This window comes from Arthrobacter sp. SE2 (assembly GCF_058244265.1).
Map to the genome: position 1 here is coordinate 1 of NZ_JBZAYA010000025.1, position 13,596 is coordinate 13,596.

Annotated in this window: 13 protein-coding genes; 2 read left to right on the forward strand and 11 right to left on the reverse strand. The window is 64.1% G+C overall.

Features of this window, described 5'->3' with window-relative positions; translation table 11 throughout:
• Positions 1–82 precede the first annotated feature (82 nt).
• The 5 genes from AC4CS3_RS21700 to AC4CS3_RS21720 all read right to left on the reverse strand — a co-directional run bounded on the left by AC4CS3_RS21700 (position 83) and on the right by AC4CS3_RS21720 (position 4,322).
• On the reverse strand, positions 83–1,000 hold the full coding sequence (locus tag AC4CS3_RS21700; RefSeq protein ID WP_490785174.1) for an ABC transporter substrate-binding protein: 918 nt from the start codon (positions 998–1,000) through the stop codon (positions 83–85).
• A gap of 115 nt (positions 1,001–1,115) precedes the next feature.
• Complete coding sequence (locus tag AC4CS3_RS21705) at positions 1,116–1,844, reverse strand: ABC transporter permease (RefSeq protein WP_490785175.1); 729 nt, start codon at positions 1,842–1,844, stop codon at positions 1,116–1,118.
• Complete coding sequence (locus AC4CS3_RS21710) at positions 1,841–2,491, reverse strand: ABC transporter permease (protein WP_059389395.1); 651 nt, start codon at positions 2,489–2,491, stop codon at positions 1,841–1,843. The genes AC4CS3_RS21705 and AC4CS3_RS21710 overlap by 4 nt, the downstream gene beginning before the upstream one ends.
• On the reverse strand, positions 2,488–3,594 hold the full coding sequence (locus AC4CS3_RS21715) for an ABC transporter ATP-binding protein (protein ID WP_490785176.1): 1,107 nt from the start codon (positions 3,592–3,594) through the stop codon (positions 2,488–2,490). Before AC4CS3_RS21715 ends, AC4CS3_RS21710 begins: the two co-directional genes overlap by 4 nt.
• Positions 3,591–4,322, reverse strand: coding sequence for an IclR family transcriptional regulator (locus tag AC4CS3_RS21720; protein ID WP_490785177.1), 732 nt, complete (start codon positions 4,320–4,322; stop codon positions 3,591–3,593). Before AC4CS3_RS21720 ends, AC4CS3_RS21715 begins: the two co-directional genes overlap by 4 nt.
• Positions 4,323–4,523: 201 nt before the next feature.
• Here AC4CS3_RS21720 and AC4CS3_RS21725 point away from each other — a divergent pair, with 201 nt between their 5' ends.
• The gene (locus AC4CS3_RS21725) at positions 4,524–5,723 is read left to right on the forward strand and encodes an allantoate amidohydrolase (protein ID WP_490785178.1); all 1,200 of its coding nucleotides are present in this window, start codon (positions 4,524–4,526) and stop codon (positions 5,721–5,723) included.
• The gene (locus AC4CS3_RS21730; RefSeq protein WP_490785179.1) at positions 5,720–7,078 is read left to right on the forward strand and encodes a formimidoylglutamate deiminase; all 1,359 of its coding nucleotides are present in this window, start codon (positions 5,720–5,722) and stop codon (positions 7,076–7,078) included. Before AC4CS3_RS21725 ends, AC4CS3_RS21730 begins: the two co-directional genes overlap by 4 nt.
• Before the next feature lie 162 nt (positions 7,079–7,240).
• Here the strand turns inward: AC4CS3_RS21730 and AC4CS3_RS21735 are convergent, their stop codons facing one another.
• The 6 genes from AC4CS3_RS21735 to AC4CS3_RS21760 all read right to left on the reverse strand — a co-directional run bounded on the left by AC4CS3_RS21735 (position 7,241) and on the right by AC4CS3_RS21760 (position 13,569).
• Positions 7,241–8,167, reverse strand: coding sequence for a carbohydrate ABC transporter permease (locus AC4CS3_RS21735; protein ID WP_490785180.1), 927 nt, complete (start codon positions 8,165–8,167; stop codon positions 7,241–7,243).
• Positions 8,168–8,178: 11 nt separating this feature from the next.
• Complete coding sequence (locus AC4CS3_RS21740; RefSeq protein ID WP_345033978.1) at positions 8,179–9,135, reverse strand: carbohydrate ABC transporter permease; 957 nt, start codon at positions 9,133–9,135, stop codon at positions 8,179–8,181.
• A 31-nt stretch (positions 9,136–9,166) separates the two neighbouring features.
• On the reverse strand, positions 9,167–10,129 hold the full coding sequence (locus AC4CS3_RS21745) for a phosphodiesterase (RefSeq protein WP_490785181.1): 963 nt from the start codon (positions 10,127–10,129) through the stop codon (positions 9,167–9,169).
• Between the two features lie 44 nt (positions 10,130–10,173).
• Positions 10,174–10,953, reverse strand: a complete 780-nt coding sequence (locus AC4CS3_RS21750; protein ID WP_490785182.1) for a tyrosine-protein phosphatase — start codon at positions 10,951–10,953, stop codon at positions 10,174–10,176.
• 31 nt (positions 10,954–10,984) lie between these two features.
• Positions 10,985–12,340: an extracellular solute-binding protein gene (locus AC4CS3_RS21755; protein WP_490785183.1), complete on the reverse strand. Its 1,356-nt coding sequence runs from the start codon at positions 12,338–12,340 to the stop codon at positions 10,985–10,987.
• Positions 12,341–12,417: 77 nt separating this feature from the next.
• A complete protein-coding gene (locus tag AC4CS3_RS21760) occupies positions 12,418–13,569 on the reverse strand; it encodes an ABC transporter ATP-binding protein (RefSeq protein ID WP_490785184.1) in 1,152 nt (383 codons plus the stop codon).
• Positions 13,570–13,596 lie beyond the last annotated feature (27 nt).

The following is a 13,596-nucleotide window of genomic DNA, read 5'->3' on the forward strand; positions in this document are numbered from 1 at the left end:
TGCCGCGCGCGGCCTTGACCGGACGAGCTCCGGTAGTGAAATCGGCGGGTGCCATTCTTCGTACTCCTTAGTCTTGCTCGAACTAGGCCAGGTTCTTGGACTTGAGCCAGTCCTGGGCGATTTGTCCCATGTCCTCGAACTTGGCGGTCCTGCCGTTCATCTGGATCAGGTCATCGGTGGTCAACGCGGCAGACACCTTGTCCAGCACGCTCTTGACGGTGTCCGTGGACTTCTTCTGATTGATGAGCGGGACGATGTTCTCGGACAAGAACAGATTCTTGTTGTCATCCAGGGCAACCAGGTTGTTGGCGGCGATTGCCGGATCGGTGCTGAAGAGATCGGCAACCTGTACTTGACCGGAAAGGAGGGCGTTCAGCGTGAGCGGACCGCCGGCGTCGAGCGCTGAGAAGTCCTTGAAGTCGAGGTTGTAGACAGACTTCAGGCCGGCAACACCGTTGATACGGGTCTTCCACTCCGGCGGCCCGCCCAGGACGAGGTCCTTGGCAGCAGGCTGGAGGTCGCTGATGGACTTGAGGTTGTACTTGTCGGCAGTTTCCTTCTTGATGGCAAGGACGTCCTTGTCCTGTGCCTTGGATGCCGTCAGCTGGGTCAGCCCGGACGGGATCTTGGTACTCAGCTCTTTGGTGACTTCATCCGGGGTGACCGCTTTGGTGGAGGCATCAAGGTACTGCAACAGGGCTCCGCCGTATTCCGGCATGAGGTCGATGGAACCGTCCTTCAGCGCCGGGATGGTGACTTCGCGGCTGCCGATGCTGGGCTTTTCAGTAACCTTGACGCCCTTCGATTTGAGGGCCTCGGCGTAGATCTTCGCGATGAGCTGGCTTTCCGGGAAGTCCGCGGAGCCCACGATGATGCTGTCCGTCGATCCTGCGGCCTGGGAGTTGTTGTTGGTGGAACTCATGGGATCCCCACCGCCACAAGCGCTCAGGGCGAAGGCGGTGGCTGCCGCCAGGGCGAAACCAGTCAGGTACTTTTTCATGTCAATTCTCTCTGGGGAGGGCCGTTGCAGGGCATGCGGTGGCCAAGTGGGCGTCGATTGAACGGTGTTGCCGCCGTCGGGCAGGGCGCTCGACGGCGATGAAGCGAGGAGTTGCTTAGACCGTGACGGGGGTTTTCACGGAGTCGGCCGCAGCGGCCGGGGCGGCCGCCTTGACGGTGCGCCGGGTCAGTCCGGGTGAGACGACCCTGCGGGTAATGAAGGCGAGCAATTGGTCGAAGAACAGGGCCAACAACGCAACGAGTACGGCGCCGGCAACCATCTGGCTGTAGTCGTTCTGGGCTTTGCCGTCGATCAGCAGCCGTCCGAGGCCGCCCAGCGAAATGTACGCGGCGATGGTCGCCGTCGAGATGATCTGCAGCAGTGCGCTGCGGACGCCGGACAGCATAAGCGGGAGCGAGCAAGGGAGCTGGATGTCCGTGAGGATCTTCATGGTGCGGAAGCCCATGCCCTTGGCGGCGTCGACGGCGGCAGCGTCCACCGCGCGGACGCCGGCGTAGGTGTTGGTCAGGATGGGCGGGACCGCGAGGAGCACCAGGACGATGAGGCTCGGCAGGATGTAGCCCATTTTGGACGGGAACGCGGGCGAGATCAGCAGGACCAACAGAATCAGCAGGCCCACGCTGGGGAGGGCGCGGAGGGCGTTCGCGAGGCCCGCGATCATGAAGACGCCCTTGCCCGTGACTCCGATGTAGATGCCAAGCGGAACCGCGATGATGGCCGCGACGACCAAGGCGATGAGGGAGTAGAGGAGGTGCTCGCCGATCAGGGTGGGGATGCCGTCGGCGCCGCTCCAGTGCGCGGGATTGAACAAGTAGTTGATCATGATGCCACCACCTTGGGGGTCCACGGTGTCAGCCACCGGTTGAGGAGGATGATCAGTCCGTCGAGGATCATGGCCAGGACCACGCAGAGGATGATGCCGGCGATGATCGGGGTGAAGAACCGCAACTGGAAGCCTTGGGTGAAGAGCGAGCCGAGCTGCGGGATGCCTAGCAACGCTGCCACGGAAACGAGGCTCACGTTGGAGACCGCCGCGACGCGGAGCCCGGCGCTGATGACCGGCACGCCTACAGGAAGCTCCACTTTCACCAGGCTCTGGTATCCCCGGTAGCCCATGGCCTTGGCGGCTTGGACCGTGTCTTCCGGTACGGAATCGAGGGCATCAGCCACGACGCGCACCAGCAGCGCCACGGTGTAGATGGTCAGTGCTGCCACGATGTTGAGCGGGTCCAGGATCTTGGTGCCAAGGACCAACGGCAACAAGACGAACAGCGCGAGGGAAGGGACCGTGTAGAGAAGTCCCGCGACGCCCACCAGAAGGGGGTAGATCCGGCGGCTGCGGTGTGCCCACCAGCCGAGGGGAAGTGCGATCAGCAGGCCCAGGATGAGGGGAGTGACGGCGAGCAGTACGTGCCAGCCGAGGAGGAACACGATGTTGTCGGACTGGCGGCCCAGCCATTCGAAGTTCATCGGGCCGTCTCCAGGTGCGGTTCGGCCTCGATTGCCTTGACGACGTCGGTGGCCGTCACTGTGCCGATCAGCTCGCCGTGTTCATTGACGACGACGCCGCGCCGGCTGGGGGAGGAAAGCGCGGCGTCGAGCAACTGGCGCATGGTCCCGGACGATGATGCCGAGGTGCCGCTGAGGTTAAGGTGCTCCCTCTTGAGCTCTCCATCGATGAGATCGGCTTGTGCCCAGCCGAGCGGCTTCCGGCCGCCGTCGACCACCAGCACCCAGGCTCCTGTGGCCTTGCTTTGCGCCTCGGCGCCGGAGGCACCAAGGGTGACCACAGCTTCTTCCGCAACTGCTACCGTGCCGGCCGCGTTGGTGAAACCAAGGGAGCGGTAGCCACGGTCACGTCCGACGAAGTCGGCTACGAATTCGTCAGCCGGAGAGGTCAGCAGCTCCGACGGCGTGGCCATCTGGGCGAGTTTTCCGCCGACGCGCATCACGGCAACCTGGTCGCCGAGCTTGAGGGCCTCGTCGATGTCGTGGGTGACCATGATGATGGTCTTGCCGATCTCGCGCTGCAGCCGGAGGAACTCCTCCTGGAGCTGGGCCCGGACCACGGGGTCAACGGCGCTGAAGGGTTCGTCCATGAGCATGAAGGACGGATCCGAAGCCAAAGCCCGGGCCACGCCCACTCGCTGCTGCTGTCCACCGGACAGTTGCCACGGGTAGCGCTTGGCGAAGCTCGCGGGGAGTCCCACGCGCTCCATGAGCTCGAGGGCTTTCATGCGGGCCTTCTGCCTGCTCTCGCCGAGCAGCACGGGCATCGTTGCCACGTTGTCGACGATAGTGCGGTGCGGAAAGAGGCCTGCGTGCTGGATGACGTAGCCGATCCGGCGGCGCAGCAACGCTGCGTCCATGCCCGACGTCGGCTCGTCATCGAGGTAGATGGTGCCGCTGGTGGGCTCGATGAGGCGGTTGATCATCCTCAGCGATGTTGTCTTGCCACAACCGGACGGCCCCACCAGGATGGTCAACTTGCCGGTGGGCGCCTCGAGGTTCAAGCCATCGACGGCGACCGTCCCGTCCGGGTACGCCTTGGTGACATTTTCAAACTTGATCATTTCTTTTCCATGCTTTCCTGGGGCACTTCATGGTCTCCGGAGGGTTCCACGAGGATGCTGTTCGCCACCCTCGCCAGTTCCTCGCCAAATGTCTGGGCCTTCGCTTCGCCCAAGCGGTAGCTCGGTGCGACGATGCTGAGGGCCGCCACGGTGCGGCCGCCGATCACGATGGGTGCGGCGACGGCCGTAATGTCGTCTTCTACGCCGCTTCGCACGATGGCGAAGCCGCGGCCGTTCTGCCCGCCAGTCAGGACCTTCCCGGCGGCGGATCCTTCCAGCGGAATGCTCCTGCCGACCCAGCTGGTGTGCCGGACAGAGTGCGTACCTTCGACAATGGCGATGTAGATTCCGGTTTCCCCAGGACCAGGAATGCTCAAATAGCAGGACTCGCCCGTTTCGGCAACCAGCCTCTTCATATGCGGTGTGCACAGAGACACGAGGGATTCCTGTCCAAGCGCGAGTGCTCCCAACTGGATCACACTGGCACCGGGCCGGAAGTTTCCGTTCGGGTCCCGCTTCACGAAGCCGCTGCCCTCCAGCGTGCGGAGGAGGCGGAGCGCGGTGCTGGCTGACAAGTCAACAACGCGCGCGGCGTCGCTCAAACTGATGGCGCCATCCGTACAGACCGCGCTCAGGAGGGCCAACGCCCTTTCGACCGTCCGGGTGGAAGAGTCTGCTGCCACTGACTGACCTGCTTTCAAGTGGTCTGAATCACCATGTCTTGCCACTTAGTAAAAATCAACTTTCATCGAATGGCAATAGATTTCGTGAAATTACCTGAGATTCCGGGATTTGAGACGCTCGGTGGGAACAAGCCGTTTCGGGGGTGTTTCAGGCCTGTTAATTGTCGTGGTTCTGGGCTCAGGGTCTTGTCATGGGGTGACATGTGGTTTTTACTTGGTGGCAGTCTTCATTAATCGGAGGAACACGTGGAAACCGTCAATCAGCTCCTTGACTCGATCAAGGACGTGGGCCGCGATGCGGTGCGCGGAGGATACTCAAGGGCCGTCTACTCGACGCCCGAGCTCGACCTCAGGCACTGGTTCATCGAACAATCCCAACAGCGCGGCCTCGGCGTCGAGACCGACCGCAACGGCATTATCTGGGCCTGGTGGGGAAAGCCCCAGGACGGTGCGCTTGTCACTGGCAGCCACCTCGACTCCGTCCCGGGAGGAGGGGCCTTTGACGGGCCGCTCGGCGTCGCGTCCGCACTCGCCGCCGTCGATGTCCTCGTTTCCCGCGGTCTAGAGCCGGGGCGTTCCCTGGCCATCACAGTCTTCCCGGAAGAAGAAGGATCCCGCTTTGGCGTAGCCTGCCTGGGCTCGCGGCTATTGACGGGTGCCATCGACGTCGACAAGGCGCTGAACCTGCGCGACGTCGATGGCAACACTTTCGCCGACATCGCCCGGAGCAATGGCTTGGATCCCCGGCACATCGGTCCCGATCCGGAAACCATGGCGCGAATCGGCGACTTCGTTGAACTGCATGTGGAACAGGGAAAGGGGCTGGGCCAAGGCGGGCCGGCCATCGCCGTCGGAAGCTCCATTCTGGGCCACGGCCGCTGGAAGCTGAGCGTCAGCGGCCAAGGCAACCACGCCGGAACCACTCTCATGGCGGACCGTGCCGATCCGATGGTCGCGGCCGCGCAGATCGTCCTTGCAGTCCGCGATACCGCGGCCAAGCAGCCGGATGCCCGGGCCACGGTGGGCCGTTTGACGCCGGTGCCCGGCGGCACCAACGTGATTGCGTCTCGCGTCGATCTGTGGCTTGACGCCCGCCATCCCGACGACGCCGTCACGGCACAACTGATCGAATCGATCTACGGCGCGGCCCAGGAAATCGCGGCGGGCGAAGGGTGCACCGTTACCCTCACCGAGGAGTCCTACAGCGACACCGTGCATTTCGACCCCGGCCTGAGCCGACGCATCGAGGACCTCCTGCCGGGCGCGCCGGTCCTGGCAACCGGCGCAGGACACGACGCCGGAGTCTTGGCTGGACATGTCCCTTCGGCGATGATCTTCGTCCGCAACCCCAGCGGAATCTCGCATTCCCCGGAAGAATACGTGGCTGACGAGGACGCCTCGGCCGGTGCCGTTGCGCTCGCCGACGTTCTGGAGGGACTCCTGTGAGCGTGTTCTGGTGCGAGGCGGCGCTGGTAAACGTCGACGGCGGTTCTGTCGCGGGCGTTTCGACGGCGGCCGCCGGCGTGCGTCTGGAAACCCAGGACGGCCGGATCTCCAACATCACCACCGGAGTGCAGCCCGAAACCGGTGACCAGATATTGAACGGCGTCGTTTTCCCCGCAGCGGCCAACGCCCATTCGCATGCGTTCCACCGGATCTTGCGCGGACGGACGCACGACGGGCGCGGTGACTTCTGGGTATGGCGGGAGCAAATGTACCGAAGCGCCGCGGAACTGACGCCGGAAAAATACGAAAAGCTCGCCACGGCGGTCTTCACCGAAATGGTGGTCTCGGGCTTCAGTAGCGTGGCCGAGTTCCACTACGTCCACCACCAGCCGGAAGGAACGCCGTACCTGGAGCCGCACGCGATGGAATTGGCGTTGGCCAGGGCAGCCGTGGCGGCCGGGATCCGCCTGACATTGCTGGACACCCTGTACCTCGCGGGAGGGATCGGGACTCCGCTCAGCCCGGAACAGGCACGGTTTGGCGACGCCGATGCCCAAGCCTGGTTGGACCGGCTCGCGTCACTGCGGGCCGAGGTGGCGCGGAGCTTTCCGCCTGAAATGGTCGGTGTGGGGGCCGCACTGCATTCCGTCCGCGGAGTGCCCGAGGAGGCGCTCAAGACCGTCGCCCGGCAGTTGCCCACCGACATTCCGCTCCACATCCACCTCAGCGAACAGCCGGCCGAGAACGAGGCGTGCCTGCAGGCCTATGGCGTCACCCCCACCGGACTTCTTGCCCGGCACGGCCTGCTGTCCGGGCGGCTTTCCGCCGTGCACGCGACCCACCTAACGTTGGACGACGTCCAGCTTCTCGGGGATGCGGGAGCCACCGTGGTGATGTGTCCCAGCACTGAGGCCGATCTCGCCGACGGGATCGGACCGGCTCGCGCATTGTCCGACGCCGGCTCGACCATCGCGCTCGGCACCGACCAACACGCGGTGATCGATCCCTGGATTGAAATGCGCACCTTGGAAAACGGAGAACGCCTCGGCTCCGGCCAGCGGGGCAGGTTCTCACCCCAGGAACTGCTGCACGCGGCCACCATCGGCGCAACCGCATCCATGGCTACGCCCATAGCGTCTGCACTTGAGGTAGGTGCGGTGTGCGACCTCATGGCAGTGGCTCCGGACTCGGTGCGGACAGCCGGTTCCATGCCGCAGCAGTTCGCGTTCAGCGCGACGGCGAGCGACGTCACCGCCGTCGTGATCGCTGGAGAACTGGTGGCCTCAAACGGCGTCCATGTTCGGCTGGGTTCTCCGGGTGGGCTGCTCACCGAGGCGCTGAAGGAGTTCTCCTAGCGTCACGCTGAGCAGGTTTTTCTAAGACGCCCGCTCACCTTTGTGGCCCTTTTTCGAATCCCTCGCTCACCTTTAGTGAGCGAGGGATTCCGAAAATGGCCCTATATGTGAGCGGGCGTCGGCCGAAACGGCGGTATATGTGAGCGAGCGTCGGGGGGTGCGCTACTTCAACCCGGACCGCACAAAGGCGTCCACCACGTATCGCTGCAGGAAGATGTAGATCAGGAAGATCGGCAGGCAGGCGAGCGAGGATGCTGCCATGATGGCGCCCCAGTTGTTGCCTTCGGCGCCCAGGAACCCGCGGATGCCTACCTGGATGAGGGCATCGGACTTCTGCATGATCAGAGAAGGCCACAGGTATTCGTTCCAGGCACTGATGAACAGCATGATCCCAAGGGCCGCCAGTGCTGGACGCAGGTTCGGAACCACCACTTCCCACAGCGTCCTCCACGACGACCGTCCATCCATCTGGCTCGCATCCAGAAGGTCCTTCGGGAAGGCCTCGAGATGCTGGCGCAGCATCATCACCGCGAAGGCCGAGCACAGCTGCGGGATGACGACGCCGGTGATGGTGTTCAGGAGGCCCATCTGGGACACCAGCAAGTAGTTGGGAATCATGGTGACCTGGAAAGGCACCAGCCAGGACCCCACGAACAACAGATACAAGGCCTTCTTTCCGACAAAGTCCCAACGCGCGAAACCGTAGGAAGCCAGGATGGCCACGAGCAATTGGGACACGGCCAACGTGAGTGCCATGCCGAAGGTATTCGCCAGCATGCCCGCAATGGGGATGGTCTTCAGGACGTACTGGAAATTCTCCAGGCTCAGCGGTCCCGGCAACGGGTTGGTGGACAAGGCGTCCGACGGCGGCCGAAAGGCCGTCACGAACATCCAGTAGATGGGGAAGATTGAGACGACCGCCAAGGCGATCAGCAGAACGTGGCTGGGTACTAACCGCAATGATCCAAGCCGCAGGCGCCCCGCTTCGGCGGCAGGCGCCGTCGTCGGCCCTGAAACATTCGTCGGCCCTGAGAGCGGAGCATCCGAGGAACCAGGCTGGGCCGGCGGGGCGATGGTGATGAAGGCCATGGTGGTTCTTTCTAGTTGTCGTAGAAGCTGAGTCGCTCGGAGAGTTCCACGAAGACCAGGGCGATCAGCCCGAATCCGAGGAAGAAGAGCGTGCCGGCTGCGGAGGACAGGCCGGCGTCGAAGTTCCTAAAGCCAAACTGGTACAGCAGGTAGTAGATGTTGGTGGACGAATTGCCCGGACCGCCCTGCGTCGCCAGGTCGATGATGGGATATGTCCACTGCGCGGACAGCAGGATGGTCATGAGCGAGAGGAACACCAGGCTCGGCGAAAGCAACGGGATGATGATCCGCCACGTGATCTGCCTGCCGCTGGCTCCATCGATCGATGCGGCTGCGGCATAGTCCGGGCTGATGCCCGCCAGCCCGGCCGACACCACCAGCACTCCGAAGCCGAGCATCTGCCAGCCGACAATCACGATCACCGCGGTCATCGAACTGTCGGGATCGCGGAATATGTTGCCCATCGGTGCGCCAAGGGCGGCGGCGATCGCGGGAATCGTTCCGCCTTCGGGAGCGAAGAGCCACCGCCAAATCGCGCTGCTGGCCACGGGCGTGATGAGGAACGGTACGAAGATCAGAGCCTGGTACGCGGTGCGGGCCTTGCCCTGGACCTTGCGTGAGAGGAGCGCGAACACGAGCGGCAGCGCAACGGAAATACCCAGGAACGCCAGGATGTACAGGCCGGTGTTGATGAGCGCTTGGTGCAGTTCGGGCAGGCTGAGGACCTTCGCGTATTTCTGAACGTCAACGTATTGCTTGGGCTTGGTGGGGATCAGGTTCCAGTCGGTGAAGGACAGGTTGACGGTCTGTCCCAGCGGCCAGTACGTCCACACGAGAAGCAGGACCACTGCGGGCAGGATGTAGAGGTAGGGGCTCAGGGCGCGGCGCTTGGGGCGCCGGTTGGCCGGGAGCCCCGCCGGGCCGGCAGGGGCGATGCCCGTTGCCGGCCCGGCGGTCTCGATGAACATTCTTTCGGCTTCCTTCCGGTGCTGTGGCTGGTTAGCGAACGCTGCCGGCGAGCTCGCCGTCGGCCGTTTCGGCAGCGATGGAGGGCTCGACGTCGGATTCCTCGCCGGGAGCGGTCATCGCGGCGGTCGCCTCTTCGAGGGACATCTTCTCGAAGGCGGCCATCTGCTCAGCCGTGACGGAGTAAACCGTGGAGAACTCGCCGATCGGCACAACGGAACTGAGCATCTTGTCCTGGTAGAGGTGGATCAGGTTGAACGCCTGCGCACCGTTCTGCCCGCGCATCGAGTTCGGTGCCACGTTCAGGTCCTGGGTGTAGCAGGTGGCCGAAGCGACCGACACGGGAGCGCCTCCGAAGGAGCTGAAGGTGGAGTAGTGCAGGTGCCCGGCCAGGATGCCGCGGACGTCGGTGCCTTCGATGACCTTCTCGAAGCGGCTCTGCTCACGCAGTTCGAACTTGGCCATGATGGACAGCGGGCTGGGGACCGGCGGGTGGTGCAGGGCGATGAGGGTGCCGTGCGGTGCCGGGGTGGCCAGGACCTCTGAGAGCCAGGCCAGCTGCTCGTCGGAGATTTCGCCGTGGTGCAGGCCCGGAACCGTGGAGTCGAGGGCGATGATGCGCAGGCCGTTGACGTCGTGGACCATGTCTACGGATTCCTCACCGGCGTCGGAGTCCAGGAGGCCGGAGCGGAAGGCGGTGCGCGCGTCGTGGTTGCCCATGACCCAGATGATCTTGGCGCCGAGCTCCTCGGCCACCGGCTCCACGATGTTGCGCAGGCGGACGTACGCGTCCGGGCGGCCCGTGTCGGCGAGGTCGCCGGTGAACACCAGGGCTTCGGGCTTTACCTGGGCCTTGACGAAGTCGCGGAACAGCTGGCGGAGGTTCTCGTCACTGTCCACGCTGCCGTGCAGGAGGTCGTTATCTGCCACGAAGTGGGTGTCGCTGATGTGCAGGATGAAGTGCTCGGGGGCGGGGTGCTGGAGTTCGGTGTTCACGGTCTTGTCTCCTTGTAGTTTTCTGCAGTGGTTAGCGGTGGTTCTTAGCGGGTGGAGCTGATGGTCAGGACGTCCCTGAGCCGCTCGAGGTCGGCGTCGCTGAAATCGTGTGCCTGGAGCAGGCCGGCGGCGCTGCCGAACATTTCGTCTACGAGATCCAGCGTGGCCTCCAGAACGGTGGCGGGGCTCGCGGAGATGATTTCCCGGAGTTCCTCGCCCATGCCCGCAAGGCCCGGGTGGCTGGAGGCTGCGGCCATCATGGCCTCGCTCCATTCGCCGCGCAGGTTTTCCTCGCTGGCGGTGTAGTCGAGGATCACCTGCTCGCGGTCCACGCCCGCGGCCAGGAGTGCCAAGGCGATCACGACGCCGGTGCGGTCCTTGCCCGCGGTGCAGTGCACCAGGACGGGGGCCGTTCCGGAATCGGCAATGAGGCGAACGGCGTCGGCAAGGCGCTGGGCGTGGCTCTGGATCATAAGCCGGTAGATGTGCGCCAGGGTGGTGATCTCTGCGGTACCGGGGACGTTGCCCTCTTCGAAAATCGGGTTGTGCCTCATGTCGACGGCGAGTCCGTCAAGGTTGCTGGGCGACTTCGCCAGCTCAGTGCGGTCACGCAAGTCGATCACCAAGCGGATGCCGAGCTCGGAGAATTGGCCGCGTCCGGCGTCGGTCAGTCCGTGCAGTGCGTCCGAGCGGTACAGCTTCCCTTCGCGGATGGTCCGCGCCGCGGCGGTATAGCCCGCCGTGCTCCGGAAGTTGTAGGTGCCCTCCACGGGGTAGGGGCGGTTGCGGGTTCCGAAGACTGCGTCTTCGGTGGTGGTTGTCACAGCTGGTGTCCTTCCGGATAGGCCAGAGAAGTTAGGGGATCAGGTCCTGGGCGCGCTTCTGGGCGTCGGCCATGGTGGTTTTTGCGTCCTTGCCGTAGTAGACAACGTTCTCGACGGCCTTGCCGAGGATGTCGTCGATCTGCACGTAGCTGTTTCCCGGGTAGGAAACCCACGGCTGGAGGCGGTCAAGCTGGGCGAGGTTCGGCGCCAGGAGCGGGTTCTTCTGGGCCCAGTCATGGAGGGAACCACCCGGAGCGGTCAGCGAGGTGCGCAGTGGCAGGTAGCCGATCTTGGTGGAGATCTGCTCATAGGCGTGGTCGCTGGTCATGAACTTGATCAATTCCCAGCCGGCGCGCTGCTTCGCGGGATCCTGCGAGAGGACGAACAGGGCCGAGCCGGAGTTGGTGGGCACAGCTGGCTTGGACCCGAACGCGGGCATTCCGGCCGCCTTGAGTTCCCAGCCACCCTTGGTGGCAGCTGACATTAATGAGCCCTGCAGCGCCGAGGAAGTGAGGAGGAAGGCGGTGTCGCCCTTCGGGAGGCCTTCGGACTGGGCGCTGCTGTCCGCATTGCGCAGCACGCCGTCCTTCGTCAGCTGTGCGAGCTTGGTAACGGTGTCGATAGCCGAGTCCGAGCCGAAGCCGATCGTCTTGCGGTCATCGGAGAGGACCTGGGCACCGTTCGACTTGAAGATGCCCTGCATGCACCAGTTGCCGCCGATGCTCGTGCACGAGACATCCAGGGAGGGCTTTCCGGACTTCGCGGAAACGGCCTTCGCGGCTGCCTCCACCTTGTCCCAGGTGGAGAGGTCCGGGTTGGTGATGCCGGCGTCGGCGAGCTTGGTGGCGTTGTAGAAGAGGACTGGGGTGGAGAAGACGTAGGGAATGCCGTAAGTCCTGCCGTTCCAGTCGGCCAGGTGCTTCGCGTTGGGGTGGAAGGGGTGGGCGCCGCCGAGGGAGTCGTCGACGGCTTTCTGGCCGACGAGGTCGCTGATGGGCTGGGCGCCGAGCTGGGTAGCGGCGAAGTCGAGGGAATCGAACGTCAGCTGCGCGACGTCGGGTGCGTGTCCGGCAAGGAGCTGCGTCTGAACGCTGCTGACAGTGTTGGAGCCTACGTTGCCGCCGCCCTGCGGTGCTTGGGCGGTGACGTGGATGTTCGGGTGGGCCTTTTCGAAGTCGGCTACCAGGCCTTTGACGGTGTCCGTCCAGACGCCGGCTTGGGCCAGATTGTAGCTTTCGAAGGTGATGTTGACTTGCTGGTCTGCTGCGAGTTCCGGGATGACCTGGTTGCTCACGGTGCTGGCCTGGGTGGCACCGGAACAGCCGGCGAGGGCCAATGCGGCCGTGCCTGCGGCGATGGTCAGTGCAATTGAACGGAGTGGGCGCACAATATTTCCTTGATTGCTGGGTTGGGTGGGTACTGCTGGTTCCGGGTTGGGGCCGGAGTACGGGGGAAGAGCGGATGTTAGACCGAGGCCGCTGGCTGCGCCGAGCTGGCAGTGGACACGTGCTTCGCGTCTGCCTGCCATTCGAGGCGCCGGCCGCTTGCGCGGTCAAAAAGGTGGAGGTTCCTGGCGTCGGCACTCAGTACGACGGCGTTGCCCGGCTCCCAGTGCTGGCCTCGCGGGGCGCGGACAGCCACGCGGTTCTCGCCGACCCGGCAGTAAATGACTTGTTCGCTGCCGAGGTTTTCGGTCAGGTCAACGATGCCTCGAAAGGCTGCCCCGGAGCTCGGCGCGGCTGCTGAGGAACCGGGTGCGTGGATGCTCAAATGCTCGGGGCGGATGCCCAGCACAACGTCCCGCTGGGGTGTTTGCCCGTCCCACAGCACGGCTTCCACGGAGGGTGCCATGACGGTGATGGAGCCGTTGCTCGTGGATAGCTCGGCGTCGATCAGGTTGGTGGCAGGGGAACCCAGGAAGCCTGCGGCGAACACGGATGCCGGCTTGTCGTAGAGCTCTTCCGGAGTGCCGAGTTGCTCGAGCTGGCCCGCGTTGAGCAAGGCGATCTTGGTTGCCATGGTCATGGCTTCCACCTGGTCGTGCGTGACGTAGACGAACGTGGCACCGAGCCGCTTGTGCAGTCCGGCCAGCTCCTGCCGGGTCGCGGTGCGCAGCTTGGCATCGAGGTTGGACAGCGGTTCGTCCATGAGGAAGGCCTTGGGCTCGCGCACCAAGGCGCGTGCAACTGCAACACGCTGGCGCTGGCCGCCGGACAATTCCTTGGGCTTGCGGTCCAGGAGGTGGCCGATCTCCACCATTTCTGCAACGGCTTCGACGCGCTTCTTGACTTCCTGCTTGTCGGTGCGCCGCACGTGGAGCGGGAAGGCAAGGTTTTTTGCAACGCTCAGGTGCGGGTACAGGGCGTAGCTCTGGAACACCATGGCCAAGTCGCGCTTCTTGGACGGAGCTGTGGTGATGTCGGTTCCGTCCAGTTCGAGCGAGCCCGACGTCGGCTCCAACAGGCCCGCGATCATGCGGAGCAGGGTGGTCTTGCCGCAGCCGCTGGGGCCGAGCAGGACCAGGAAATCACCGTCTTCGACGGTGAGCGATACGTTCTTTACCGCCGACACGTTCTTGAATGAACGCGACAACTGGTTGAGCACAAGTCGGCCCACGAGCACCTCCGGGGAAACGATGTTTCC